This is a genomic window from Polyangium sp. 6x1 (genome assembly GCF_029946515.1).
Taxonomy (GTDB): Bacteria; Myxococcota_A; Polyangia; order Polyangiales; family Polyangiaceae; genus Polyangium.
Map to the genome: position 1 here is coordinate 45,579 of NZ_JARZHH010000054.1, position 25,954 is coordinate 71,532.

Below are 25,954 nucleotides of genomic sequence, written 5' to 3' on the forward strand. Positions count from 1 at the left end.
CGTCGTGTACACTCGCGCCTCGTCGATGCGATCCGCGCTCCGTGCCATGTCGCCCCGGCTCGCGGGGGCCTGGCTCGCGGCCCTGCATTTTTGCTGCGGGCTCGTCGTCGCGCTGGATCCTCGATCGCCGCACGACGAGGGCCTGCTCATGTTCGGCTTCGCGCGTTCGCTCGGCGAGGCGTTCTTCCCGTGCTTGTTCCTGCAGAAGATCAAGCCCGCGCTGGCGCTCGTGTACATGCCGTTCGCGCGCCTCGGGCTCGCGCCTTACCTCGTCGCGCACCTCGCCGTGGCGTCCGCCGCGATCGCGCTCGTGCACGCGACGGCGCGGTCGCTCGGCCATGCGCGCCCGTGGCTGCCCGCGCTCGTGCTCGCGCTCTCGCCCATCTACACGTGGAGCGGCATGGTCGGCGTGTCGAACTCGGACGGCGTCGCCTGCATCGCGCTCTTTTTGTACCTGCTCGAAGCACGGAAGAGCCTGTTCTTCGCGGGTCTCGTGCTCGGGCTCCTGCCCTGGGTCCGATACGAGTGCGCGCTCTTCTCGGCGGCGTTCGCGCCGTGGGTGCTTTGGCGTCAAAGGCGTTTGTCGTTCCTCGCGGGGCTCGTGCTGTGGCCTCTGCTCTACCTCGGCGCGGGCGCGCTGTATCACCACGACGCGCTGTGGTTCGTGCACTTCTTGCCGAACGTGTCGAACCTCGACTCCGGCAACGAGGTGTGGATCGCCGAGTTCGCGAGCCACGGGCCGAAGACGGCGATCTTCACGCTCGTCGCGGTCTCGCCGGCCGTGTTTTTCCTGTTGCTCGTGCGCCCGTCGCGGCTCGGGAGCCTCGAGCGCGCGCTCGGCGCGTTCGCCGCCGTGTTCTTCGGGCTCTTCCTGGTCACGCACATGGCCCCGCGGGACATCGGGCCGGCGTTCACGCTGGGGTTTTCGTCGCGCTACGCGGTGGTGCCCGTGATCGGCGTGGCGCTCTTGCTCGGCCGCGCGATCGAGGCGCTCGAAGCGGAAGGTGAGCCGCGCCTGCGCGATACGGCCGCGGCCGCCGCGCTGCTCGGCGTGGGCACGACGCTCCGCGCGTTCGCGCTCGCGCCGCTCTGGGGCGCCGCCGCGACGGGCGCGGTCGTGGCCGCGATGCGCGGGGGTGCGAAGAAGATCGCGCTCGCCGTGGTGATCGGGTTTCTCGTGCTCGTGCCGATCCAGATGCGGGACGAGGTGCTCCTGGCGTTCCCGGTCGCAGACCCGACGCTCGCGCCGATCGCCGCGTGGCTCGAAGAAAACCCGATCGCCGCGGGCCGCGAGATCTACACGAACCACCAGCTCCTCGTGCCGTACCTCGCGCGCACGCAGCGCGGCCCCGCGGCGCGCGCGCGGTTCCTGCTCGCCGTCGATCACCACTTCGAGCTCGTGCACCTCTCGAACCCGGCGAACGGGCAGCGCGCCGCCGTGCTCGATGCGATCCCACGCGCCGTCTTCGGCGACGTCGTCCCGCCGGAGCAGCTCGATCCCGCGATCGTCCCGCCCGGCACCGTGTTCGTCCTGATCGACGATGCCCGGACGAAGCAGATCCTGCCGCCGGAGACGTGGGGCCAGAAGCTCCAGCCGATCCACGCGGGGCAGGGCTTCCGCGTCCTCGTGTTCTCCGGTTGAGATCAGCGCGCTTCGGCGGCCTCGACGCGCTTCGCGAGGAGCCCGAGCAGCTCGAAGATCTCGTCGTTCGTCGGAGGCCCGTCCTGCGCGCCGCGACGGTTGTAGAAGAGGTCGTGTTTCGCGGTCTGCTTCGGCGCGGAGTGCGGAACGGCGCCCGGCGCGGCCACGAGGAGCAGGAGGCTCGTCCCGCCCTTGTCGAGCTCGACCTCGATCACGTCGGGCTGCGTGCAGCTCACGAGTGTCACGCGATAGCCGCCGAGATCCTGGCCCACGTCGAGGCCGTCGAGCAGCGCGCGCATCGCGTCGGGGCAGGGGGCCGACGTGGCCTGCGCAGGGCCCGCGTCTTCGCCCGGAGAGCGAGCGGAGCCGTGGTTTCGCGCGGTCTGGATCGCGATGACGAGCGCGACGATCGCGATGCAGAGGGGCGGGACGATGCGGCTCTTCATCCCGCGCCTCCCCGAAGCGAGAGCGAGAGCTTGCGGGCGAGGTTCGCGAGCGACATCTCCATGCGCGACTCGTATCGGCCCGAGATCGTGTTCGCCGCGAGCGTGGCGAGCCGCCACGGCCGCATGCCGAAGCCGAGCGCGTAAAACAGGGTCATGCCGAGCAGCCGGTAGGCGCGCAGCGCGTCCGACGAAACGTGTTCGTCCCACGAAACCGCGCCCGCGAGATCCGAGTACGAGAGCAGCGCCGCGAAGTAGTCGTCGTCCATCGCGCCGATCTCGCCCTTGGCGACGAGCGCGTCGAAGAGCTCGGAGCCGGGGTAGGGCGAGAAGGTCCACACCGAGACGTCGTGCACGCCGATCGTCGCCATGCGCGCGACGAAGCGGATGCTCTCGAGGAGATCCGCGTGGGTCTCGTCGGGGAAGCCTACGAGGATGTTCGCCTTCACGTTGAGGCCGGCCTCGATCGAGGCGCGCATCGAGGCCTCCATGCGGCCGAGATCGACCTTCTTTTTGATGGCGCGCAACGTGCGTTTCGAGCCGCTCTCGGGGGCGTACGAGACGTTGCGGCAGCCGGCGCGGTAGAGGAGGCGCGCGACGTCGCCGTCGATGGCCTCGCTGCGCGTGCCGCTCGGGAGCTGCCAGGTGATGTCGAGCTTGCGGCGAAGGAGCTCCTCGCAAAACGCGACGATCCAGTCCTTTCGGATGATCGCGGTGAGGTCGTAGAAATCGATGTTTTCCGCGTGGTAACGGCGCACGTACGACTCGATCTCGTCGACGACCTTGCGCGGCGTGCGCGTGACGTAGCGGGTCGTCCACATCTGCGGGCTCGAGCAGAACGTGCACTGGTAGGGGCAGCCGCGCGTGGCGACGATCGGGATCGTGCGGCCTCGGTCGACGCCGAAGCTGTAGCCGCCGTCGAGGTAGGTCTCGATGGGCGTGAGATCCCAGCGCGGGAGCGGGATCGCGTCGACGTCGCGGATGCGGGCACGCGCGCCCGTGCGGACGAAACCGGCCTTCGTGCGCACGACGAGGCCCGGCACGGTGACGAGGCTCTTTCCCGCGGCGATGGCGCGCGCCACGTCGACGATCGTCTCCTCGCCTTCGCCGAGCGCGCACGCGAGGAGCGCAGGCGAGGAGCGCAGGGCGTGATCGGGCGCGGCCGTCGGGTGCTCGCCGCCGCAGAGGATCGGGACGCCCGGGAGCGCTCGATCGACCGCGGCGATGATCTCGCGCACGACGGGCCAGTCGGTGGAGAACATGCACGAGATCGCGACGAGCGTGGTGCGCGGATCGATGCGCTGCACGATGTCGTTGGTGGTCAAACCGTTGACGAGGACGCTCGGGTGGTAGCCAGGCCTCGTCGTGGAGACGCCTTCGCCGACGGCGTCGACGATCTCGACCTCGAAGCCGGCCTCGGCGAGGCTGCCCGCGAGGCACGCGACCGAGAGGGGTGGCGTGACGTTCAGCGTGAGCGCGAGCCGACCAACGGCGCTCGGGGGGCGGATCAGGGTAACGAGCGGCGGCACGCCGTGAGGGACTGTACCGAAAACGGGGGGATCTGAATAGGATGCGCGCATGCGAAAGCGCCCTTCCACGGGTTTGCTCCCCACGTTCGTCGTGCTTCTCGCGTTCGTGGCCCTCGGCTGCGGCGATGACGGCGGCATTCCGCCGGGCCCGGTCGACGCCGGGCGCGACGCCACGGAGACCGACGTCACGGAGCCGGATGTCTCGCAGCCGGACGCGGGGTGTCCGCCGGGATCGCACTTGGAGGACGGCGCGTGCGTGCTCGACGCGAGCTGTCAGGACAACCCCTGCGGCGAGCACGGGACGTGCGACGATTCGGGTGGATCGGCGGTCTGCACGTGCGCGGAGGGCTGGGCCGGCGCGACGTGCGCGTCGTGTGATACCGCGGGCGGCTACCACGACGACGGGAGCGGCGGCTGCACGACCGACCCGTGCGTGCCGGACCCGTGCATGTCGCCCGATCGCGTCTGCGATGGGAGCTCGGGCAGCGCGAAATGCGTGTGCAAGCCCGGCACGCACGACGAGGGCGGCCTGTGCGTGGAGGACAAGACGTGCCTGCCGACGACGTGCAGCGGTCACGGGAGCTGTGACGGCCAGGGTGGGTCGACCGTGTGCACGTGCGACGTCGGATGGAGCGGGAGCGCGTGCGATACGTGCGACGACGTGGGCGGCTATTACAGCGATGGCAACGGCGGCTGCACGACGGACCCGTGTTTGCCGAACCCCTGCGTGGCCCCGCACGCGAGCGTTTGCACCGTCGAAACGGGCTCGCCTGTCTGCGGCTGTGATCCCGGGTATCACGACGAAAACGGCGCTTGCGTGATCGACGAGGTCTGCACGCCGTCGAGCTGCTCGGGCCATGGATCGTGCGCGATCGAAGGGGGTCACGTGGTCTGCGCGTGCGACGCAGGCTTCGCGGGGGCCACGTGCGATACGTGCGACGTCGCGGGCGGCTACCACGACGACGGGAGCGGGGACTGCACGACGGACCCGTGCCTGCCGAACCCCTGCGTCATGCCGAACAAGACGGTCTGCGCGGGAGAAGGCGCCTCGTACGTGTGCGCGTGCGACCCGGGCCATCACGACGACGGGGCCGGCGGATGCACCGACGATCCCTGCACGCCGAACGTCTGCCTCGTGATGAACCAGGCCTGCATGGTCGTGGGCGGAATGGCGCAGTGCTACACGCCCGATTGCGACGATCAGAACCCGTGCACGGTCGACGCGATCGTAGGCGGGATCTGCCAGCATTCGCCGCTCGCCAATGGGACGACGTGCCAGACGTCGCTCTGCATCGTGGGCCAGTCCTGCCAGGCCGGCGTCTGCGCGGGCGGCAGCCCCCGGGTGTGCGACGACGGCAATGTGTGCACGGACGATACGTGCGACCTCGCCGTGGGGTGCGTCGCGACGAACGACGATACGAACATGCCGGATGACGGGATCGCGTGCACGGTCGACGCGTGCGCCGGCGGCCTCGCGTCGCACACGACGAGCAACGCGGCCTGCGACGACGGGGCGTGGTGCACGGGCGCGGAGGCGTGCGCGCCGCTCCAGGCGGGCGCGGACGCGGCGGGCTGCGTGCACGTGAACGTGCCGCAAAAGCCCGTGAGCATCAGCCCTTGCGTGAGCTACGGCGCGTGCGACGAGGCCACGGATTCGTTCCCGATGCTGCTCGCGTCGCCGGGGACGTCCTGCAATGACGGCATCTCCTGCACGAGCGGCGACGTCTGCAATGCGCAGGGCGCGTGCAAAGGTACGCCTTCGGTCGGGTGCGACGGCGGGGCTTGCGCGACCACGCACCCCGGCACGGGCGACGTCGACATCCCCGTGGGCGTGGTGAGCGGGACGATCACGCTCGCGGGCGCGCCTCTGCCGGCGACGAACCTCGATTACGACGGCGCGGACATCTACCTCGTGGCGAAGGACACGAAGGCCGGGCATTACATCGGCGGGTACAGCTATCAGTATCAGTCGCCGGGCGTGTATACGCTGATCCCGAACACCTACGGCGGCAAGGTGGTCGCGGGCGTGTACGACGTGCTCTACCGGCGGGGCTGGTCGTCGAGCGGGAATACGGTGTCGCGCACGCTGTCGACGAATACGCACGTGAACGGTTACCGGACGCTCGCGACGGGCGTCGTCGTGGGCACGGGGCAAAGCACGCTCGACGTGAACATCCCGGTGGCGAGCGTGAGCGGGACGATCACGCTCGCGGGCGCGCCGCTGCCGGCGACGAACCTCGATTACGACGGCGCGGACATCTACCTCGTGGCGAAGGATACGGGGGCCGCGCATTACATCGGCGGGTACAGCTACCAGTACCAGTCGCCGGGCGTGTACTCGCTCATCGCGAATACCTACGGCGGCAAGGTGATCGCGGGCACGTACGACGTGCTCTACCGGCGGGGCTGGTCGTCGAGCGGGAATACGGTGTCGCGTACGCTTCCGGCGGGTACGCACGTGAATGGCTACCGGATCCTGGCGACGAACGTAACGCTCTCGGCGGGGGCGAACACGCTCGACGTAAACATCCCGGTGGCGAGCGTGAGCGGGACGATCACGCTCGGGGGCGCGGCGTTGCCGGCGACGAACCTCGATTACGATGGCGCGGACATCTACCTCGTGGCGAAGGACACGAAGGCGGCGCATTACATCGGCGGATACAGCTACCAGTACCAGTCGCCGGGCGTATATACGCTGATCCCGAACACCTACGGCGGCAAGGTGCCTGCGGGCACGTACGACGTGCTCTACCGGCGGGCCTGGTCGTCGAGCGGGAATACGGTGTCGCGCACGCTCCCGACTGGCACGCACGTGAATGGCTACCGGATCCTGGCGACGGACGTGACGCTCTCGGCGGGGGCGAACACGCTGGACGTCAATATCCCGGTGGCGAGCGTGAGCGGGACGATCACGCTCGCGGGCGCGGCGCTGCCGGCGACGAACCTCGATTACGATGGCGCGGACATCTACCTCGTGGCGAAGGACACGAAGGCGGCGCATTACATCGGCGGGTACAGCTACCAGTATCAGTCGCCGGGCGTGTACACGCTCATCCCGAACACCTACGGCGGCAAGGTGCCCGCGGGCACGTACGACGTGCTGTACCGGCGGGGCTGGGGGTCGAGCGGGAATACGGTGTCGCGTACGCTGACGACGGCCACGCACGTGAATGGCTACCGGATTCTGGCGACGGACGTGACGCTCTCGGCAGGGGCGAACTCGCTCGACGTGAACATCCCTGTCGCGAGCGTGAGCGGGACGATCACGCTCGGGGGCGCGGCGCTGCCGGCGACGAACCTCGATTACGATGGCGCGGACATCTACCTCGTGGCGAAGGACACGAAGGCGGCGCATTACGTCGGCGGGTACAGCTACCAGTATCAATCGCCGGGCGTGTATACGCTGATCCCGAACACCTACGGCGGCAAGGTGCCCGCGGGCACGTACGACGTGCTCTACCGGCGCGGCTGGTCGTCGAGCGGCAATACGGTGTCGCGTACGCTCCCGGCGGCCACGCACGTCAATGGCTACCGGATCCTGGCGACGAACGTCACGCTCTCGGCAGGCGCGAACACGCTGCACGTCGACATCCCGGTGTCGATCGTCGGCGGGACGATCACGCTCGCCGGCGCGGCGCTGCCGACGAAGAACCTCGATTACGACGGCGCGGACATCTACCTCGTGGCGAAGGACACGGAGGCCGCGCATTACATCGGCGGCTACAGCTACCAGTACCAATCGCCGGGCGTGTATACGCTGATCCCGAACACCTACGGCGGCAAGGTGCCTACGGGCACGTACGACGTGCTCTACCGGCGGGCCTGGGCGTCGAGCTCGAACACCGTGTCGCGCACGCTCACGACGGCGACGCACGTCAATGGGTATCGGCTGCTCGATCGGTGCATGACCACGCCTTGAAGGGGCGGCGAGCCGGAGCGTAGGATGCGTGGGGGTGCGTTCGGCACCCCCGATCGAGGGAGTTTTCGGGTGCGGGTTCTCATCACCGGCGGCGCAGGGTTCATCGGATCGAACCTCGCGCGCGCGCTCGTCGACGGCGGCCACGAGGTCATCGTCGCCGACAACCTCTCGATGCATCACTCGACCGCGCTGCTCGGCGAGACCCTCGCGCGGCTCGCGTTTTTCCACTGCGACATCCGCATGACCGAGGACCTCGACGCGCTGCCCGAGGGCCCGTACGACCGCGTCTACCACCTCGCCGCGTCCTTCGCGAACGAGCGCTCCCTCGCGCAGCCTTTGCTCGACGTGCGCACGAACGCCGAGGGCACGCGGAGGACGCTGGACTTCGCGCGGCGCGTGGGCTGCGGGCTCTTCGTGTACGCCGCGTCGTCGTCGTCGTACGGCGCCGCGCCTCTGCCGCTGCGCGAGGATGGGCCGCTCTTGCCGAACACGCCCTACGCGATGAGCAAGCGGCTCGGCGAGTCGTACGTGGAGGCGAGCGGGCTGCCTTTCGTGAGCCTGCGCCTGTTCAACGTCTACGGCCCCGGCGATCCGCCGGGCCTCTACCGCAACGCCATCCCCAACATGATGCGCGCGCTCGACACGCGCGGCGCCCTCGACCTGCTCGGCGAGGACGCGACGCGAGATTTTACGTACGTGGACGATGTCGTCGACGTGATGGTCGAGGCGCACCGCGCGGAGGGGCGAGTCCTCAACGTGGGCACGGGCCGCGAGACGCCGATCGGCGGGCTCGCGCGGCAGATCCTCGGGCTGTTCGGCGCGAGCGAGGAGCGCCTGCGGATCGGACCTCCTCGCGCGTGGGACACGGTCGTCCGCCGCGTCGCCGACGTGACCGCGCTCCGCGCGCTTTTCCCCTCGGCCTGCGAGACGCCGATCGACGTCGGCCTGCGCAAGACGGCAACGTGGCTCCACGAGGCCGGATATCTCTCGCGGGGACCCGCTTGAAGCTCCCGGGCTCCGCGCTCTTCGTGGGCGCGCATTGCGACGACATCGAGCTCCTCGCCGGCGGGCTGTTCGCGCGCGCGTGTCGCACGGGCGTGCGGGTCGGCGTGCTCGTCTTCAGCGATCATCGTGGTGTGATCTCGCCGGAGGCCGCGACGCAGGCGCGCGCGGAGATGCAGGCGAACCTGCGCTGGCTCGCGGCGCGGACGGGCGCGGAGATCACGGATCACACGGACGTGCTGCTCCCGGCCTGCGCGGGCGCGTTCGAAGCCGAGCGCGGCCGCATCTACGCCGCGCTCGAAGCGCTGCGGGATCGGTACGAGCTCGTCGTCACGCATCCGATCCACGACACGAACCAGGATCACCAGCAGGTCGCGCGCGAGGCTGCGCGGGTCTTCAAGGCGCACGCGACGCTGCTCGCGGGCGAGTTCCCGAACAACGATCTTGGCGACGGGCGCCTCGACGTCTACGTGCCGCTCGACGAGCGCGACATGGAGGCGAAGGTCCACATGATCACGTCCTACACGTCGCAACGGTTCGGCGGACGGCCGTACCTCGACGAGGGCGTCGTGCGTGCGCTCGCCACGCTACGCGGCTCGCAGGTGCGCGAGCGCGCGGCCGAGGCGTTTTTCGTGCTCGCGCGGCTCATCGTGCGCTGAGCCAGGCCTCGATCGCGCGCGCCACGCGCGGCCCCGCTTGCCCGTCCCAGCCCTCGATGACGGCCGGCTTCCGGCGCCGCCCGAGGGCCTCGCGAAACGCGGCGAGGATCCGATCGGGCGAGGTGCCCGCGAGCAGGTTCGTGCCGTGCGTGATCGTCACGGGCCGTTCAGTGTTCTCGCGGAGCGTCACGCACGGGACGCCGAGCACGCTCGTCTCCTCCTGCACGCCGCCGCTGTCCGTGAGCACCACGCGCGCGTTCGCGAGGGCGCACAAGAAATCGTGGTAGCCGAGCGGGCTCGTCATCCGCACCCCGGGCATCGCGGCGAGGCGCGCTCCGTGCCCGGTCGCTTCGAGGCTCGCGCGCGTGCGCGGGTGCACGGGGAAGAGCACCGGCGTGCGCCGCTGGATCTCGTCGATCGCGTCGAGGACCCGCGTGATCCCCTGGTCGCCGTCGACGTTGTGGGGCCGGTGGACCGTGAGGAGCGTGTACGCCTCGGGCTCGAGCTCGACGCGCCGGAGCACCGTGCTCGTGAGCGCGCGCGGCAGCGCCGCCTGGAGCGCGTCGATCATGACGTTGCCGACGAAGCGGATCCGCTCGCGCGGCGCGCCCTCGCGCAGGAGGTTCGCCTCGGCGTCGGCCGAAGGGGTCAGGAGCAGCTCGGCGATGCCGTCGGTGACGACGCGGTTGATCTCCTCGGGCATCGTCCGATCGAACGAACGAAGCCCCGCCTCGACGTGCACGACGGGCACGAGGAGCTTGGCCGCGACGAGCGCCGCGGCCATCGTCGAGTTGACGTCGCCGTACACGACGACGGCGTCGGGGCGCTCCTCGCGAAGGACGTCCTCGAACGCGATCATCACCGCGGCCGTTTGCCTCGCGTGCGAGCCCGATCCCACGCCGAGGTACCGATCCGGCGGCCGGAGCGCGAGGTCGACGTAGAACGCATCGCGCAGGGCGACGTCGTAGTGCTGCCCGGTGTCGACGAGCAGGTTGCGCACCCCGGGCAGCGCTTCCATCGCGCAGAGGACGGCGCTGGCCTTCACGTAGTTCGGTCGCACGCCGACGACGTGGACGACGAGGCGATCACGCGCGCGCGCAGCCATCAGCCTTCGAGGCGCTTGCGAAGGATCCGCAGGAGGATCCGGGTCCCGTCGCGGAACGAGTGCAGGCTCGACGCGCCGTAGTCACGCCGCGCCCGGGAGACCGGAACCTCCACGACACGCGCGCCCGAGCGCAGCACGGAGAGCAGGAGGTCGACCTCGATGTCGTACCGATCCGCGGAGAGGCGCGCGCGCTCGGCCGCGGCCTTGCGCACGGCGCGAAAGCCGGCCTGCGTGTCGGTCAGGTGCGCGCGGAAGAGCGCGTTCACGACGCCCGTGAGGAGCTGATTTCCCGCGCGGTTCAGCGGTGTGATCGCGCCCTCGCCGAACCGGCCGAGGAAACGCGAGCCGACGACCATGTCGACCCCGGGCTCGAACGCGCCGAGCAGCGCCGGGATCTCGCGCGGATCGTCCTGCCCGTCGGCGTCGAGGAAGAGCAGGACGTCCCCGCGCGCGAGCTCGATCCCGCGCCGCACGGCCGCGCCCTTGCCGCGGTTTTTCGCGAACCGCTCGACCTTCGCGCCGGCCGCCTCGGCGAGCTCGCCGGTGCCGTCGCGCGACCCGTCGTCGACGACGATCACCTCGCAGAGCCCCGGTGTGTGCGTTGCGCAGCCGCGCACGACGCGCTCGATGGTGCCCGCCTCGTTGTACGCGGCGAGGATGACCGAGACGTTCATCCCCGGAGACGTACCACACGCGCCTTCCGCGTCGCGCCCCCTTTCCGCTTGACAGAAGCTTCGGGGAAACCGGAGGCTCCCGTCCTGTCGACCTTTCGCCGCATGATCCGGCCTCTTCCCGCACAGCGCTCTCACGCGGCAGGGACGCTCGTGGCGTTCTTCGTGGGGGCCTCGCTCGGCTTCTTGTTCCTGCTCACCGACGCGAAGGGCCCGGCCCCCTTCCTCGCAGCGGCGATCATCACGACGGCCTACGGGGTCGCGCGTTCGCCCGCCGCGACCCGGGGCCGCCGCGTCCTGCGCATGGCCGCGCTGCTCGTCGTGCTCGGCGCCCATGCTTTGTGGTCCTACGAGCTCGTCTCGTTCGCCGGCGAGCTCGCCTGGTCGATCCCGGCCGCGGTGTGGGCCCTCGTGATCCTGCTCTCCGCGGGCGTCGTCTGGACGCACCTGCCGCGATGGAAGCGCGTCGAGGTGCCGCTCGTGCTCCCTGTCGGCCTGATCATCGCCGCATGCTTGTTCGGGTGGCGGCGCGAGGAGGCGCGCATCGATTGCGACGACCTGCTCGACGTGTCGGGACAACCGAACGTGCGCGTACGGATCCCGACGACCGCCGCGCAAGCGAGCTGCCGCGCGGGCGCGATCCTTCCCATTGCGCGATTCCCTCGCCATCTGTGGGAGTCGCCCGACGGCGCCTGGTACGTGTTCACGACGCAGCTCCGAAACCCCGAGCACAACCCGTCCGTGCCCTCGCCGGGCCGCCTCACGGGCTCGATCTGCGCGAGCCCGGTCGACGGCGCGCAGGAGCCGAGCTGCGTCGGCGTGGGGACGGCGCAAGGAATGGCGGAGTCAGCGCCGCTCGACCGGCTCTTCGTGGCGAACTGGGGCGCGGTCTTGCCGGGCGGAGCGCGCGGGGGCCAGGTCTATGCCCTGTCGCGGACCGATCCCCGGCGTGTCGTGGGTCGCCGTGAGACGAACGTCCTTTCGGGCGAGCTCTTTTACGATCCGACCGACGACATGGTCGGCGTGCTCAGCGACGAAGCCGAGTACATGTACCCGCTGCGCGCTTCCACGCTGGAGCCCCTCGATCCGATCCCCACGCCCGTCATTCCTGGGGACAGCCATTACGACGAGGCTCGCCGCGAGGGCGTGTATTGCTTCGCTGCTGGTCCTTTGAGGACGATCGGCGGCTCCGCGTTCGGAGCGGTGGCGTTCTCCACCGGCCCTTACCGATATCGAGCCCTCGCGTCCGCGAGCGAGGCGCCGTGGTTGTGGTTCGGCTTTTCGTGGGGATGCGACTGGGATCCCGAGCGTCGCCGGGTGTACGCGGCCATCGCGAGCCTCGGCGTGGTGCACACGATCGATTACGACACGGGCAAGATCGTGGGCACGACGTATACGGGGATGGGCGTTCGTTCTGTAGCGTATGATCGGGCGCGGAATCGGCTGTATCTCGGGTGGTATCTGGCGGGGCGGGTCGCGGCGCTCGACCTCGCGACCGGCGCGATCGTGAAGGAATGGCGCGCGGGTCGGTTCGTCCGGACCGTCGTGCTGAGCCGGGATGGAAAGCGCCTCGTGGTGTCGTCGAATCTGGGCGTGGTGGAGATCGCGCTCGACGGCTGAGCGCTCAGCCCACCCGATCGCGCAGCGGCACCGAGGCCACCCGCTTCGGCTCGGCGGCGCGATCGAAGGGCGCGCCCGCGGCTTCGAGGGCCGTGATCGCCTCCGCCGCGAGCCGCATCGCGCGCACGCCGTCCTCCGCCGACACCTTCGGCCGATCGCCCCGCACGACGCTTTCGCGGAACGCGACGAGCAGGCGCGCGAGGTCGCCTCCGCGCGGCGGCGTGCGCGTTCGTTTGCCCCCGGCGTCGCTCACCTCCACGAGGTCACGGCCCTCCGAGCGTATCCAGGACAAACGCCGTCCATCGCCGAGGCGCGCCCGCACTTCGAGGGCGTCCGCGGCCTCGGCGAGCAAGAGCTCGATCGTCACGTCGGGCTGGGAAGGGCCGGCGCCGCGCGCGCGCAAGGTCACGCGCTCGGGCCTCCCGCCGCCCTTGGCCGTTGCTTTCCGGATGCGGAGATCCTCGCCCGCCACGGCCTGCGCCACGTCGCCGAGGTGAATCAAGAGCTCGTAGAGCGCCGTGCGCGACCACGCGTGCAAGCTCGCGGGCGAGGTGGCCGTGGCCCGGTGAACGACCTCGATTTCGATGGGACGATCGGCCCCTTTTCGATCCCCGAGCACGGAGAGGATCTCTTCGAGGCCGCCAGCCGTACGGAGCTGCTGCGCCACGGTGATCCGTTCGTTCGCCTCGGCGGCGAGCGCCTCGGCCTCCGTGAGCGTCGCAGCGAGCGGTTTTTCCACGAGGCACGAGAGGCCACGCGCGAGCGCCTCGCGGGCGATTTCGGCGTGCTGCCGCGTGCTCGTGGCGACGATCACCGCGTCGATCGCGCCTCGCTCGCAGAGCTCGGCGAGCGTCCGCGCGCGGGGCACGTCGGCCGCGATCTCCGGCAGATCCTTGTCCGGCGCGTGCGGAGAGGCGATGCCCGAGAGGACAAACCCGCCCGCTTGTTCCAGCGCCGCCGCGAAGGCGAGCCCCCGCCGACCCGTACCGACGATCGCGACGCGGAGGGCGCGCGGCGCGGAGGCCGGGGCCACGGGCAGGTGAATCCGCTCGCGCGGCGCTTCGGGGAGCGGGATCTCGTCGCTCCGCGGGATGCGGCCGTCGCCGAAGCGCAGCTCGTCGAGGCGGTCGATCCCGGGCCGGAAGCGCGCGATGCGGGGCTCCGAGAGGCAACGCTCGGGCGTGATCTTCTCGCCCGGGATGGCCCGGAGCTCGCTCGTGCCGAAGACCGCCGCATAAGGCTTCCACACGCCCGTGCAGACGAGGTCGAAGCGGCAATCGGCGCAGGCCGGGCCTTTTTGCTTTTGCGGGAGGTCCTCCGTCAGCGCGCCGCTGAGCGAGACGAGCACGTCGCTCCACGGCATCATCTCTTCGAGCTGGCACGGCGGCACGCCCTGGCGCGAGCCCACCACGACCTCGACGCCGAGCTCGTTCGCCCGCGCGATCGCGCGCTTCAAATAGGGCATGACGTCCGCGAAGCGGGGCACGTGATCGGCGAGCCGTTCGAGGGCCTTGTATTGCGGCGTGACGTACGCGAACGAGATGCCGATCCGCGCGCCGAACGCGGCGTGCATCCATTCGACGAACCGCACGAGATGACGATAGTTTTGCGCGGATACGACGTGGTTCACGTCGAGGCGCAGATGTTCGTGCCGCGCGAAGAGGTGGAGCGCCCGCACCGTGCGCGCGTGGTCGCCCATCTTGCGGGTCTGGAGCCGCGCGAGCGCCTCGTCGTGCGCGTGCAGCGAGACGAAGACGTTCGTGAGGCCCGCCGCGACGAGCGCGTCGACCTTCTCCGGTTTGTCGAGGAGCACCGCGTTCGTGACGAGCTCGATGCTGCGGACGCCGGTGCGCTTCGCCACGGAGACGTAATCGACGAGGTGGCGCGAGAGCGTGGGTTCGCCGCCGCTGAACGAGATCTGCTCGACGCCCGTGCGGCCGAGGCGCGCGATCCGCCGCAGCATCCGGCCCGGATCCTCCTCGACGTTGTGGGAGGTCTCGTTCGCGCTGCAGAACCAGCAATCCTGGTTGCAATGGACCGTGGGGCGGAGGACCGTGAAAAACGCGGCGCGCGCGGCGCTCTTGCGGGTCTCGTCCCAGCGGTCGCGCGGGCGTTGCTGCGGGGCCCGCGGCAAAGGGGACAAACCCGCGGCGCCGTGCGTGGAGAGGTAAAGGGTGGTCGTGCCCGGACAGGCGCGCGAGGCGCCGCACGCGTCGCAGCCTGGCGCGAGCGAGGAAGTGGCGTGGCGCGGGATCGGGCGGCCGCCGCGATCGGCGAGCAAGCGCTCGGGGACGTCGACGCCGCCGTCCGCGTTTTTCGTGGCGACGGCGCAGAGCGGGATCCCGTCTCGCTCGGTCAGCGTGATTTCGAGGCCTTTTTCCCGGGCAAACCCGATCGCCGCGAGGAGCGCGTCGCGCGCCCGATCCCAGCGCGGCGGCGCGAGCTCGCGTGGCGCGCGTCCATCCACGGGCCGGAGCGCGGAGGGCGTGTAAAGCCGGACGCGACGCGCGCTCGGCGCTGCGCTCGCGAGCAGGGCGATCACGGCGCGGAGGTCCTGGATCGAGGGATCGAGCACCGGGATCTCGAACACGAGGTCGAGCCCCGTCGCCGCGATCGCGCGCAGGCCCGCGAGGCCCGCCGCGAACGCGCCGCGCACGCGGGCGATCGCGTCGTGCACGGCCGGCCGGTCGCTCGCGAGGAAAAACACGATCCCCGTGAGGCCCGCCGCGCGGAGCTCCTCGGCGCGTCCCTCGGCGGCGTAGGCCACGCCGTTCGTTCGCGCGTACACCGCGTCCCAGCCAGCGTCGCGCGCGCTCTGCACGATCGCGCGGAGGTCCTTCACACGTGAAGCTTCTCCGCGCAGCTCGAGCACGCCGCCGCCGCGACGGAGCTCGCGCTGCCGTGTCCCTTCGTCCGTCGGCTTGCCGCGGCAATCGCAGACGGGGCAGGCGAGGTTGCAGCCCTCGGCGAGCAGGAGGCTCGTGTCGGTCGTGCCGGCGCGCGGGCTCATGGAGGGCCGCATTGTTCGCCGTGGGCAACGCCGTGCGCAAGAGGCTCGCGCTTGCGGTAGCATGCCCTTGATGCGCGTCGCGCGGGTGCTCACCAACGAGACCTGCAACCAGGGTTGCGGCTTCTGCTCGGCGCGAAGGCCCGTCGAACGGCCCGATTTCGTGCGCCCCGCGGCCGTGCTCGCCCGCATCGACGCGGCGCTCGGGAAGGGCGCGCGCGAGGTCGTGCTGACGGGCGGCGAGCCCACGATGCGAAGGGATCTCGCGGCCCTCGTCCGTCACGCCCGCGCGCGCGGCGCCGAGCGCGTCGTGCTGGAGACGAACGCGACGCTCGTGACGGAGAGCGTCGCGCGCGCGCTCGTCGACGCAGGCCTCTCGATCGCGCGCGTGCACGTGCCGGCCTTCGGGCCCGAGGCGGACGCGATCACGCGCGACGAGGGCGGTTTTTCCGCCGCGCTCGCGGGCGCGCGTGCCCTCGCCGCCGCGGGGATTCCGCTGGAGATCGCGACGCCGATCGTCCGGACGAACCTCGATCTCGTCGCGGCGATCCCGGGTCGTTTGCGCGCCGCGAACCTCCCGGCCCTGCGCATCCTCGCGTCGATCCCCGTGGACGCGCCCGATCCCGCGACGCTCGCGCCGCTCGAAGGCGCCGCGCGCGCGCTCGAGCGGCTCGATCAGGCCGCGCGTGAGGCCGGCATCCCGCTCTCGCTCGACCCCGGCGCGGCCATCCCTCCGTGCTCGTTCGAGCGGCCCGCGCGCCTCGCGCACCTCTACGCGCTGAACCCCGGCGGCGCGCAGCGACCGGGCCACGAGCGCGTGCCCGCGTGCGGCGCGTGTGTCGTCGCGGATCGTTGTCCCGGCGTGCCGCGGGCGCTCCACGCGCGCGAGCCCGCGTCGGCCTTCCGGCCCCTCACCGAGGATCGGATCCGCCGCAAGCTCACGGTGATCTCGTCGGTGCGCGAGCAGATCGATCGCGAGCTCGTGACCCGCGACGTCTACCGCGCGCCCGACGGCCGGCTCGTGCCTTCGCACATCGTGCGCATCCAGTTCCAGTGCAACCAGGCCTGCGATTTTTGCTTCGTCTCGACGCACCTGCCAGCGCCCGACGACGAGGCCGTGCGCCACGCGATCCTCGAGATCGCGCACGCCGGCGGCGTCTTGCAGGTCTCGGGCGGCGAGCCGACCTTGAACGGCCGCCTCGGCGACTACGTCGCGCTCGCGAAGCGGGAAGGCGCGATCGCCGTGGAGCTGCAGACGAACGCCGTGCGCCTCGCGGATCCGGGCCGCGCGCGCGAGCTCGAAGAGGCCGGGCTCGACGTGGCGTTCGTGTCGCTGCACGGATCACGCGCCGAGATCTCGGACGCGATCACGCGCGCGCCTGGCACGTTCGAGAAGACCGCGCGGGGCCTCGACGCGCTCGCGCAGACGAAGATCCGCGTTCGCCTGAACTTCGTCTTCTGCGCGCCGAACCAGGCGGATTTCCCGGACTTCGTGCGCCTCGTCGCGGCGCGATGGCCGGCCGCGGAGATCAATGTCTCGGTCGTGGGGGCGTTCACCGATCTCGTGCCCCGCACGGAGAGCTTGATCCCGCGGTACACGGAGCTCTTGCCCGCGATGCGCGAGGGCCTCGTGATCGCGCGCGCGGCCGGGATCCCTGTGCTCGGCTTCGAGTCGATGTGCGGGATCCCGCTCTGCCTCGCGCCCGTCGATCCGCGCGGGTTCTTCGACCTCGCCGAGATCCCCAGCGGGCACGACGGCGGCGAGTTCGTCCGCGCGGAAGCGTGCGAGCGGTGTGAGCTTTCCGCGCGCTGCTTCGGGCTGCGACGGAGCTACGCCGAGCTACATGGAACCAGCGAGGCGCGCGCCGTCGTGCGAGGGGCGTAAACGAGCGCCCGGTACGTCGACGGTTCGTGCTTCCACCTTCCCTCGTAGGGCGGTATGGAGCGTGCCGTGTCGGGGGTACGGAGCAAAAGGGTGCCGGGCGAGCGAGACAAGGCCACGACCGTCCTGTCCATGGTCGGCCTCCCCGCGCGGGGAAAAACGTACATCGGGCGCCGCGTGGCGCGTTACCTGAGCTGGCTCGGTCATCCGACCCGCGTGTTCAACGTGGGGAGTTACCGTCGCCGGCAGATCGGCGCGAGCCAGCCAGCGGACTTCTTCGCGCCGACGAACAAGGAAGGCCGGCAGGTCCTGCACGAGCTCGCCATGACGGCGCTCGACGACATGCTGGCGTGGCTGCGCGAGGGCGGCGAGGTCGGCATCTTCGACGCGACGAACAGCACGAAGGAGCGAAGGCGCTTCGTCGAGGAGCGGTGCCGCAAGGAGGGCCTGCCCGTCGTCTTCATCGAGTCGTTCTGCAACGACCCGGGCGTGATCGCGGCGAACGTTCGCGACACGAAGCTGAAGTCGCCGGACTACGTCGACATGGACCCGGACGCGGCGGCGCAGGATTTCCTGCGGCGCATCGCCCACTACGAGTCGATGTACGAGACGCTCGACGATCCGAACCAGAGCTACATCAAGATCATCGACGTCGGCCGCCAGGTGATCCTGAACCGGATCCACGGCTACCTGCCCGCGCGCCTCGCGCCGCTGCTCATCGATCTGCACGTCTCGCCGCGCCCGATCTGGCTGACGCGGCACGGGCAGAGCGACTACAACCGGCACGGCCGCATCGGCGGTGATCCCGAGCTCTCGCCCGCGGGCGAGGAGTACGCGAAGCACCTGGCGGAGTTCGTCCGGAAGAACGCGCCGCGGGATCAGGAGGTCGCCGTGTGGACGAGCACGCTGCGGCGGACGATCTCGACGGCGACGAAGATCACGCGGTCGCCGCGGACCTGGCGCGCGCTCGACGAGATCGACGCGGGCGTCTGCGACGGGATGACGTACGACCAGGTGCGGATCGAGATGCCGGACGTGTGGGCCGCGCGGAGCGCCGACAAGTTCCGGTACCGATATCCCCGCGGCGAGTCGTACGAGGACGTGATCCAGAGGCTCGACCCGGTGATCATCCAGCTCGAACGCCAGCGCTCGCCGACGCTCGTGATCGCGCATCAAGCGGTGCTGCGGGCGATTTACGCCTACCTGATGGACCGGCCGCCGGGCGAGTGTCCGTCGATCAGCGTGCCGCTGCACACGGTGATTCAATTGACGCCGACGGCGTATGGTTGCGAGGAGAAACGATTCGCGCTGCCGCCGAATGTGGAGGATCAGGGGGCAGGGGGATAGAGGGGGAGGATCCCCATGGCAGATCCCGACAACAAAGACCGCTCGCTCGTCGTTCGGCTTCATGCCGCCAAGCGAATGCTCCAGCGGGGCATACGTATGGCGGATGTCGAGCACGTCATCGCGAACGGCGAGGTCATCGAGGATTACCCCGACGACACTCCCTTCCCGAGTCGCCTCTTGCTCGCATTTCCGGAGGGGCGCGCAGTCCACGTGGTGGCGGCGGATGAGCCGGGCGCCCTGGTCACCTACATCATCACCGTGTATCTTCCGGATCCGACGCAGTGGGATCCGGCATTTCGGCGGAGGAAGCCATGAGATGCATCGTCTGCAAGCACGGAGAAACGGCTCCTGGCACCGTGACGGTCAGTGTCGAGCGCGCTGGGACGGTGGTCGTGGTTCGGGACGTGCCAGCCGATGTTTGCCAGACCTGCGGGGAGGAGTATCTCACGGCCCAGGTCGTGGAGCAGCTCGAGTCCCTCGTCGACAAGGCGCTTGGAGCAGGAATGGACGTCGCGGTCCGGCGGTACGAGGCGGCCTGAGTCGATCACCAGGTTTTACCCAGAAAACCATTCCCGCAGTCGGGCTTGGGCCGGCCGATCAGGGCGGGCCCGCGGAGAACGTCGTGGGCTCCGGCGGCGGCGGAGGACCCAGGGAAAACTTCGCGCGAACCGTCGCATAGGCGCCGTCGTCGGTCTCGGGGAAGTGGAGACCGAGGGCGTCGCGCCCCACGCATCGGGCGAAGGGCGCGTTGTGATCGAGCCAGAAATCGATCGCGGAACCGATCGAGGCGACGCTCACCTGGCCGACGACCCCGTCGGCGCCCACGACGAATCGGACGAGCAGCTCGAGCCTCGGGGGGAGCGCCTCGCGATGGTTCCGGTAGCATTGTTCGACCGAGGCGCGGAAGATGGCGAGCCGCTCGTCGACGTCCTCGCGCGGGAGTTTGCCGAAGGACTCGGTCTCCATGGTCACCTCCGGCGTCGCCGGCTCCGGATTCTCGGAGGGGACGGGGGCCGGGCGCTGCGTCCACGGGCGCGAGGACAGAGGCTCGCTCACCGCGACGTGGAACGCCGGGACCAGCCGCGCCTCGCCGTTTCGCATCTGCACCGATCGTTCGAACGCGAGCACCGCGGCGATGGCAGCCTGGGCCTTTTCGAACTGCGTGCCCGGCGACAAACGGATCATCGCGCGGTCACGCTTTCGGTCCTGCGGGTCGCGGTGCGCGCCGTGCGCCTTCCACATTTCCTGCACGGCCTCGGTGAGCGACGGATAGCGCTGGGCGTCCGGCGGCCCGGACTCGCGGGCCACACGGCGCATCACCGTGACGACGTCGGCGACGCGCCACATCACGAGGAACATGTCGGCTGACGTCGCGTCGACGTCGAGGAGGCCGGGCGGAATCGCAGGGGGCGCTTCGGGGTCGATTTCGAGAGGCTCGGCAGGCTCGAGGAGCGGCGGCGCGACCGGGATGGCGGGCACGACGAGCCGGGCGCCGAAGCGCGGGTCGGGCAGCGTGACGCGGAGGAGCGGGCTGACGTAGGGGCCGTCGAGGCGAAGGTCGTACGTGCTGTCGTCGAGGCCGTCGAAGCGCACGGGCGCGCCGTCCTCCCAGCGCTCCGGGGCGAGCTGCGAGCCAAGCACGATCCGCGTGGGCGTCGTGGTCGGGAGCTCGGCCGGGAAGGGGCTCGCGAGGTCCACGACGAGCGCGCCCGGGGGCAAGGACGGGTCCGCGATCGAGACGCCGGGGTGCGCGGAGAGGCGTGTCTGATCCGCGACGAGCGACTCGATGTGGCGGAGCGCGGTGTTCGTGGGGATGACGAAGAGGGCCGGCGCGAGCGCGAGGAAAAACGTCACGAACAAGCCGGAGCGCGCGCGGGAGAGGGCACCCGTGAGGCCACGCGTCGGCATCGCGACCAGCGTCGTGAGGACGATCGGGAGCGCGAAGATCGCGCCCGCGGCCGCGAGCTCGACGGTGGTGCGGCGAAGGTCGTGCGCGGCGCGTCCGAGAGCCGCGAGAGTGGTGCCCGGCGTCGAGAGGGCAATCACCTCGCCCATCGCAGGCGCGAGCGCCGCGAGGAGGACGCCGCCCACGCCAGCGCACGCGGCGGCGAGCAGGCGCGTGGCGGCATACCCGTCGCCGCGGTTCGTCCGCGAGGCGCCGAGCACGACAGCGACGAGGCCCATGCCCGCGGGCAGCGCCGCGACCCAGCTCCCGACCGCGTCGCGGCCGAGGTCGTTTTTGCCGAGGTGGCGCGCGAGGAGCGCCGCCGCCGGGAGCGAGAGCGCGGCGACGACGAGCGCGGCGAGGGGGCGTTTGTCCTTGTTGATCGAGGCCGTCGCGCGGCCGGGCCGGAGCGAGAGCGCGGCGACGCCGAGCGAGATCGCCGCGACGAGCAGGCCCGCATCGAAGAGGGAGGCGTGGATCGTCAGCGCGGAGGCCGCGGCGCGGGCGCGGTCGCCGAAGGAGAGATCGGGGGCTTTCGCCAGGGGATCGGGCATCCACGCGATCGAGGCGGCGAGCGTGACGGCCGCGAGGAAGGCGGGCGGGAGGCAGACGAGCGACGCGGAGGCGCGCTTCTGCGCGACGAAGCGAGCGAGCGCGACGGTCGCGGCGAGCGCGAATCCGAGGCCGAAGCCGACGGCGAGCGCGCCGCGCGGCTCGGCGAGGTGCATGCTGAAGAAGGCGACGCGCACGAGCCCCGCCTCGGATTCGGCGAGCAGGACGAGCGCCACGGCGATGGGCACGACGAGCGTGATCGTCGCGACGGCGAGGTTTTGCCGCATGCGTCGGGACGCGCGGCGGGCTCGCACTTCGGGGCTGCCCGAGGCGTCCTTTTCAGCCACGCCGCGCAGCGTATCCGGAGCCGGCCCCACGCCGCGAGGGAAAAACCGTGACAACGCGCCGCGGCCGTCGATACCCTGCACGGCATGCGCGCCGCGGGCGTTTTCGCGTGGGCCTTCGTGACGGCGGTGGCGTCGTCGGCCCACGCGTATTGCGGGGTCTACGCGGGGAGCGCGAGGTGGAAGGCCGAGAGTCGAGCGACGACCGTGGTCATCGCGCGCACCGGGACACGCACCGTCGTCACGGTGCAACCCGATCACCGTGAGGCCGAGGATCGCCAGACGGTCGCGCCCTGGCTGGTCCTGCCCGTGCCGAGCACGTTCTCCGCGGGCGAGGTGAAGAGGCTCTCGTACGACCTCTTCGACCGGCTCGACGTGAGCAGCGCGCCGCGGCTCGTCGAATCATGGCAGCAGGATCCCTGCTCCTATGCGGACATCACCTCGATCGCGGCGCGGGACGAGGGGGACGTCGTCGGCGCGCGGCCGGACGAGGGCGCGACGCGTCGCCGCCCCCAGGGCGCGCACACCGTCAAGATCGACGCAGCATCCGCGGTCGGTGAATACGACGTCCTGCGCTTCGAGGCCGACGATGTGCCCAAGCTCGTCGATTTGCTCCGGCAGCGGGAGTACGGCCTCCTCCAGGAGAGCGCCGAGCCCGTCTTGCGCTCGTATGCCGAGGCGGGGTGGCGGTTCATCGCGGTGAGCCTCGCCGAACCGATGCGAAAGACGCGCGAGGGTCGCGCCCTGATCCCGCCGATTCAATTCGAATTCGACACGGAGTCGGTCCGGCTGCCTTTGCGCCTCGGGGTCCTCAACGCGACGGGTGTGCACGACCTCGTCGTGCACGTGCTCGCCGAGGACAGGTACGAGGCCGGCAATTACCCGAACGTCACGATTCCCACGAACGTGGAGCTCGAGGAGCAGGCCCGCGCGCAATTCGGCGAGCTCTACGCGGCCCTCTTCGACGCGACGCTCGACAAGAATCCGAGGGCGGTCGTGACCGAATACGCGTGGGACACGGGGTCGTGTGATCCGTGCCCGGGGCCTTTGCTCTCGCCCGAGGAAAGGCGATTGCTGGGCGCGCCGTCGGGGATGCTCGTGCATACACGGCTTCATGCGCGTTTTCGCAAGGAGGCGCTCGGGGAGGACCTCGTTTTGCGGGTCGCGCCGCCGATCCAGGGCGGGCGCGGCGGCGAGGGGCAGGCGTCGGTGCCCGCGGAGGTGAGCACGTTTCAGGGGCGTTACGTGCTTCGCCATCGCTGGCAGGGGCCGGTGACGTGCCCGAGCCCCGATTTCGACATCTGGGGCGGGCCGCCGAGCGCGGACCGGGCGAGCGTGTGGCCCGCCGCGCCGTTCTCCGAGGTGGAGCAGGGGAAGGTCCATCTTTCAGCGATGGTGCGCGATTCCGTGCCCGCTGCCGGGATCGAATCGAAGCCGCGTGCGGATGGGGCCGCGGCGGGGAAGCGATTCTTGCTCGGCTTCGGTCTCGGCGCGGGCGCGGGGCTCTTCGGCACGCTCGGCGTGGTATTGGCGGTGCTCCGAAGAGGGCACGGTTCGCGCAGGAATTCGCCATAACATCGGCGTCTGGTCCGCGCTTGACATCCAGGGCGTGGATCGCATCATGAGCGATCCGGCGTGAATGCGGCGCGAAGGTGTATTCGCGGGTCCGGGACGGCTTCGACAGGAACGGGAGATCACGATGAGACGATATCTTGGTTATTCGATTCTCGGTTCGCTCGCTTGCGTCCTCGCTTTGGCTGCGGGCTGCGACGGCGAGGATCTCAACAACGGCGCGGGCGGAACGGGGCTCATCACGAATACGGGCGGCGGCGGCGCGGGCGGCCAAGGCGGCCAAGGCGGCGCGGGCGGGAGCACGCAAGAGAGCTTCGTGCGGATCCACTATCGGCTGCAGGACGGCGGCGATCCGAAGTCGTGGGGCGTGCATTTCTGGGGCGCGGGCTCGACGTCGCCGGAGTGGGGATCGCCGCAGGTGTTCGACGGGACGGACGAGTTCGGTGTGTATACGGATGTGCGGGTGACGGTGACGGGCGAGGCGGACGACGCGTGGCTCGGGCTGATCCCGGTGCAATGCACGAACGGCGACTGCAAGAAGGACGTGGAGACGGGGGTTCGTTTCGTCGATCTGACGAAGAACGCCCAGGACCCGAACGTCGCCGAGTGCTGGATCACGCAGGGCCAGGCCGTCGCGACGAAGCCGCCGACGGCGGCGGGGCCGGCGTACGAGATCTCGCGGCCGAAGGATTTCATCGACCTCGGCAATGGCAGCGTGCGCATGATGTTCCGCGTGGCGAAGGGCTCGACGGGGACGGTCGAGTACGGCGCGGCCGCGGATACGCTCGACAAGAAGGTGACGTGGGCGGCCGCGGACGACATCAACAAGAATGGCCTCGTGCTCACGGGCCTCACGCCCGGCCAGGCCGTGTATTACAAGATCTCGACGACGCTCGACGTGAATGGGCAGGCGCTCTCCGACACGTCGGACGTGCTCGATCTGACGCCGATCTCGTATGCGCCGATCACGGACGCGGCCGACTGGGCGTCGTGGGGCAGCAAGGGGCTCATGTACCAGCTCATCGTCCGCACGTTCGCGGACGGCGGCGCGAAGAAGTCGGTCGCCGATTCCAAGACCGAGAGCGGCATCGACACGACGCAGACGGACGGCATCGGGGATCTCGTCGGTCTACGCAACGCGCTCCCGTACATCAAGAGCCTCGCCGACACGATCTGGATGACGCCGGTGTTCAAGGCGAAGAGCTACCACGGCTACGATACGACGGATTTTTACGACATCGATCCGTCGCTCGGCACGATGAAGGATTTCACCGATCTCACGGAGGCGGCGCACGCCGCGGGGATCAAGATCGTCCTCGATCTCGTGCAGAACCACGTGGCCGACGTGAACCCCTGGTTCATCGCGGGCTCGGATCCGAAGCACGCCGATTACGACAAGTATCACGACTGGTTCGTCTGGTCCGATCAGTATTCGAACATGCTGGCGGACGGGCATCCGTGGGACGGATCGGCCGTGATGTGGGCGTGCAAGAATTACCAGTGCTACCACCAGATCTTCGGCGGCCCGATGCCGGAGCTCAACTACCGCAATCCCGCGGTGCGCGCCGAGATGAAGAAGATCGCGCAGCACTGGATCGATCTCGGGGCGGACGGGTTCCGGCTCGACGCGTCGAAGCACATCGATCAGTTCGACGACAACGCGGGCATCTCGCTCGACAAGCACGGCACGCACGTGTGGTGGAAGGAGTTCAACCATTTCGTCAAGAAGGACGTCGTGCGGCCCGCGGGCTCGGCCGCGGTTCTCCTGACGGGCGAGAACCGCTGGGACGATCCGGCGCAGTCCGGGAACATGCTCCCGTACGGCAGCGACATGGATTCGCAGTTCGACTTCCCGTTCCGCAGCATCGTCGGCAATTTCGTGAACGGGCAGACGGGCGCCGGGGCCGATTTCGTGGGGTACCTGAACAAGCTCCAGGCCGACCTCGCGGCCGGCGCCAATGGCGGCAGCCCGCACCATTACCTCGAGCGGTTCCTGTCGAACCACGACCTCGAGCGGCCGGCGACGCAGTTCGAGGGCGCGGGCGCGGCGCTCGACGCGAAGCTGAAGCAGGCCGCGACGATCGTGCTCACGGTGCCCGGCATGCCGGTCATCTATTACGGCGAGGAGTTCGGCAAGCGGGGCAAGCGCGACAAGTTCATCGGCAACGAGGCCTGGGACCGCGACGAGTTCATCCGCGAGCCGATGAGCTGGTTCGTGAAGAACGTGTTCATGGGCGACAAGGTGACGAGCTGGACCATCGGTGCGGCGGGCACGAACCTGGCGAACAAGGACGTGCTGCCGTTCGCCGGCGTGGGCATGACGCTCGCGCCGAACCCGGACTATCCGTTCGTGAAGTTCATGTCGGAGATCGAGCCGGCCTCGTGGGCCGCGCAGGATGACGACCCGACGAGCCTCTTGAACCACTACCGGCTCCTCATCGCGTTCCGGAGGACGATCCCGGTGTTCACGGACCTCGCCGCGTCGATCACGCTCGTGAAGGACACCGACGACGTCTACCAATACAAGCTCAAGAACGACGCGGCGACGATCTCGGTCGTCCTGAGCCGCAAGTCGACGCCGCAGACGATCACGTGGGGCGGCGCGGCGGAAGAGCTCATCACCGGCTGGACGGGCACGTCGTTCAACCTGCCCGCGTACGGGGTGCTCCTCGTGCAGGAGAACTAGAAATGTACCGGTGAGAGAAACATGGGCCG

At 70.1% G+C, this 25,954-nt stretch carries 17 protein-coding genes; 11 read left to right on the plus strand and 6 right to left on the minus strand.

The window, feature by feature from the left end; all coding sequences use genetic code 11:
* The first annotated feature begins 46 nt into the window (after window positions 1–46).
* On the plus strand, window positions 47–1,642 hold the full coding sequence (locus QHF85_RS36180; protein WP_281331965.1) for a hypothetical protein: 1,596 nt from the start codon (window positions 47–49) through the stop codon (window positions 1,640–1,642).
* Between the two features lie 2 nt (window positions 1,643–1,644).
* Here QHF85_RS36180 and QHF85_RS36185 read toward each other — a convergent pair whose 3' ends face one another.
* The gene (locus tag QHF85_RS36185) at window positions 1,645–2,088 is read right to left on the minus strand and encodes a hypothetical protein (RefSeq protein ID WP_281331966.1); all 444 of its coding nucleotides are present in this window, start codon (window positions 2,086–2,088) and stop codon (window positions 1,645–1,647) included.
* Complete coding sequence (locus QHF85_RS36190; protein ID WP_281331967.1) at window positions 2,085–3,614, minus strand: radical SAM protein; 1,530 nt, start codon at window positions 3,612–3,614, stop codon at window positions 2,085–2,087. Before QHF85_RS36190 ends, QHF85_RS36185 begins: the two co-directional genes overlap by 4 nt.
* A gap of 49 nt (window positions 3,615–3,663) precedes the next feature.
* On the opposite strand from QHF85_RS36190, the gene QHF85_RS36195 reads away from it, so the two are divergent.
* The 3 genes from QHF85_RS36195 (at window position 3,664) to QHF85_RS36205 (ending at window position 9,194) form a co-directional block, all read left to right on the plus strand.
* The gene (locus tag QHF85_RS36195; RefSeq protein WP_281331968.1) at window positions 3,664–7,533 is read left to right on the plus strand and encodes a calcium-binding EGF-like domain-containing protein; all 3,870 of its coding nucleotides are present in this window, start codon (window positions 3,664–3,666) and stop codon (window positions 7,531–7,533) included.
* Between the two features lie 69 nt (window positions 7,534–7,602).
* Complete coding sequence (locus QHF85_RS36200) at window positions 7,603–8,538, plus strand: NAD-dependent epimerase/dehydratase family protein (protein WP_281331969.1); 936 nt, start codon at window positions 7,603–7,605, stop codon at window positions 8,536–8,538.
* Window positions 8,535–9,194 (plus strand): PIG-L family deacetylase, encoded by a 660-nt coding sequence (locus QHF85_RS36205; protein ID WP_281331970.1) that lies wholly within the window; start codon window positions 8,535–8,537, stop codon window positions 9,192–9,194. The genes QHF85_RS36200 and QHF85_RS36205 overlap by 4 nt, the downstream gene beginning before the upstream one ends.
* Here the strand turns inward: QHF85_RS36205 and wecB are convergent.
* Together wecB and QHF85_RS36215 are read right to left on the minus strand one after the other, a co-directional pair.
* On the minus strand, window positions 9,181–10,299 hold the full coding sequence (gene wecB, locus QHF85_RS36210; RefSeq protein ID WP_281331971.1) for a UDP-N-acetylglucosamine 2-epimerase (non-hydrolyzing): 1,119 nt from the start codon (window positions 10,297–10,299) through the stop codon (window positions 9,181–9,183). The genes QHF85_RS36205 and wecB overlap by 14 nt on opposite strands.
* Window positions 10,299–10,973 (minus strand): glycosyltransferase family 2 protein, encoded by a 675-nt coding sequence (locus QHF85_RS36215; RefSeq protein WP_281331972.1) that lies wholly within the window; start codon window positions 10,971–10,973, stop codon window positions 10,299–10,301. Before QHF85_RS36215 ends, wecB begins: the two co-directional genes overlap by 1 nt.
* Window positions 10,974–11,075: 102 nt before the next feature.
* Here QHF85_RS36215 and QHF85_RS36220 point away from each other — a divergent pair, with 102 nt between their 5' ends.
* Complete coding sequence (locus QHF85_RS36220; RefSeq protein WP_281331973.1) at window positions 11,076–12,590, plus strand: hypothetical protein; 1,515 nt, start codon at window positions 11,076–11,078, stop codon at window positions 12,588–12,590.
* A 4-nt stretch (window positions 12,591–12,594) separates the two neighbouring features.
* Here QHF85_RS36220 and QHF85_RS36225 read toward each other — a convergent pair whose 3' ends face one another.
* On the minus strand, window positions 12,595–15,600 hold the full coding sequence (locus tag QHF85_RS36225; RefSeq protein ID WP_281331974.1) for a radical SAM protein: 3,006 nt from the start codon (window positions 15,598–15,600) through the stop codon (window positions 12,595–12,597).
* Window positions 15,601–15,670: 70 nt separating this feature from the next.
* On the opposite strand from QHF85_RS36225, the gene QHF85_RS36230 reads away from it, so the two are divergent.
* The 4 genes from QHF85_RS36230 to QHF85_RS36245 all read left to right on the plus strand — a co-directional run bounded on the left by QHF85_RS36230 (window position 15,671) and on the right by QHF85_RS36245 (window position 19,365).
* Complete coding sequence (locus tag QHF85_RS36230; RefSeq protein ID WP_281331975.1) at window positions 15,671–17,482, plus strand: radical SAM protein; 1,812 nt, start codon at window positions 15,671–15,673, stop codon at window positions 17,480–17,482.
* Window positions 17,483–17,572: 90 nt separating this feature from the next.
* Window positions 17,573–18,826, plus strand: coding sequence for a 6-phosphofructo-2-kinase/fructose-2,6-bisphosphatase (locus QHF85_RS36235; RefSeq protein WP_281331976.1), 1,254 nt, complete (start codon window positions 17,573–17,575; stop codon window positions 18,824–18,826).
* Between the two features lie 15 nt (window positions 18,827–18,841).
* Window positions 18,842–19,141, plus strand: coding sequence for a DUF4258 domain-containing protein (locus QHF85_RS36240; protein ID WP_281331977.1), 300 nt, complete (start codon window positions 18,842–18,844; stop codon window positions 19,139–19,141).
* Window positions 19,138–19,365 (plus strand): type II toxin-antitoxin system MqsA family antitoxin, encoded by a 228-nt coding sequence (locus QHF85_RS36245; RefSeq protein ID WP_281331978.1) that lies wholly within the window; start codon window positions 19,138–19,140, stop codon window positions 19,363–19,365. Before QHF85_RS36240 ends, QHF85_RS36245 begins: the two co-directional genes overlap by 4 nt.
* A gap of 58 nt (window positions 19,366–19,423) precedes the next feature.
* Here the strand turns inward: QHF85_RS36245 and QHF85_RS36250 are convergent, their stop codons facing one another.
* Window positions 19,424–21,670 (minus strand): hypothetical protein, encoded by a 2,247-nt coding sequence (locus QHF85_RS36250; protein WP_281331979.1) that lies wholly within the window; start codon window positions 21,668–21,670, stop codon window positions 19,424–19,426.
* A gap of 84 nt (window positions 21,671–21,754) precedes the next feature.
* Here QHF85_RS36250 and QHF85_RS36255 point away from each other — a divergent pair, with 84 nt between their 5' ends.
* Together QHF85_RS36255 and QHF85_RS36260 are read left to right on the plus strand one after the other, a co-directional pair.
* Window positions 21,755–23,242 carry a DUF2330 domain-containing protein gene (locus QHF85_RS36255; protein ID WP_281331980.1) on the plus strand — a complete coding sequence of 496 codons (1,488 nt, stop codon included), beginning with the start codon at window positions 21,755–21,757 and terminating at the stop codon, window positions 23,240–23,242.
* A 124-nt stretch (window positions 23,243–23,366) separates the two neighbouring features.
* Window positions 23,367–25,925 (plus strand): alpha-amylase family glycosyl hydrolase, encoded by a 2,559-nt coding sequence (locus QHF85_RS36260; protein WP_281331981.1) that lies wholly within the window; start codon window positions 23,367–23,369, stop codon window positions 25,923–25,925.
* Window positions 25,926–25,954: the final 29 nt, after the last annotated feature.

Excerpts from the sequence above, each read along its gene's own strand:
- QHF85_RS36180 (WP_281331965.1), top strand. The coding sequence starts at position 47 with ATGTCGCCCCGGCTCGCGGGGGCCTGGCTCGCGGCCCTGCATTTTTGC.
- QHF85_RS36185 (WP_281331966.1), bottom strand. The coding sequence starts at position 2,088 with ATGAAGAGCCGCATCGTCCCGCCCCTCTGCATCGCGATCGTCGCGCTC.
- QHF85_RS36195 (WP_281331968.1), top strand. The coding sequence starts at position 3,664 with ATGCGAAAGCGCCCTTCCACGGGTTTGCTCCCCACGTTCGTCGTGCTT.
- wecB (WP_281331971.1), bottom strand. The coding sequence starts at position 10,299 with ATGGCTGCGCGCGCGCGTGATCGCCTCGTCGTCCACGTCGTCGGCGTG.
- QHF85_RS36215 (WP_281331972.1), bottom strand. The coding sequence starts at position 10,973 with ATGAACGTCTCGGTCATCCTCGCCGCGTACAACGAGGCGGGCACCATC.
- QHF85_RS36220 (WP_281331973.1), top strand. The coding sequence starts at position 11,076 with ATGATCCGGCCTCTTCCCGCACAGCGCTCTCACGCGGCAGGGACGCTC.
- QHF85_RS36225 (WP_281331974.1), bottom strand. The coding sequence starts at position 15,600 with ATGAGCCCGCGCGCCGGCACGACCGACACGAGCCTCCTGCTCGCCGAG.
- QHF85_RS36230 (WP_281331975.1), top strand. The coding sequence starts at position 15,671 with ATGCGCGTCGCGCGGGTGCTCACCAACGAGACCTGCAACCAGGGTTGC.
- QHF85_RS36240 (WP_281331977.1), top strand. The coding sequence starts at position 18,842 with ATGGCAGATCCCGACAACAAAGACCGCTCGCTCGTCGTTCGGCTTCAT.
- QHF85_RS36245 (WP_281331978.1), top strand. The coding sequence starts at position 19,138 with ATGAGATGCATCGTCTGCAAGCACGGAGAAACGGCTCCTGGCACCGTG.
- QHF85_RS36255 (WP_281331980.1), top strand. The coding sequence starts at position 21,755 with ATGCGCGCCGCGGGCGTTTTCGCGTGGGCCTTCGTGACGGCGGTGGCG.
- QHF85_RS36260 (WP_281331981.1), top strand. The coding sequence starts at position 23,367 with ATGAGACGATATCTTGGTTATTCGATTCTCGGTTCGCTCGCTTGCGTC.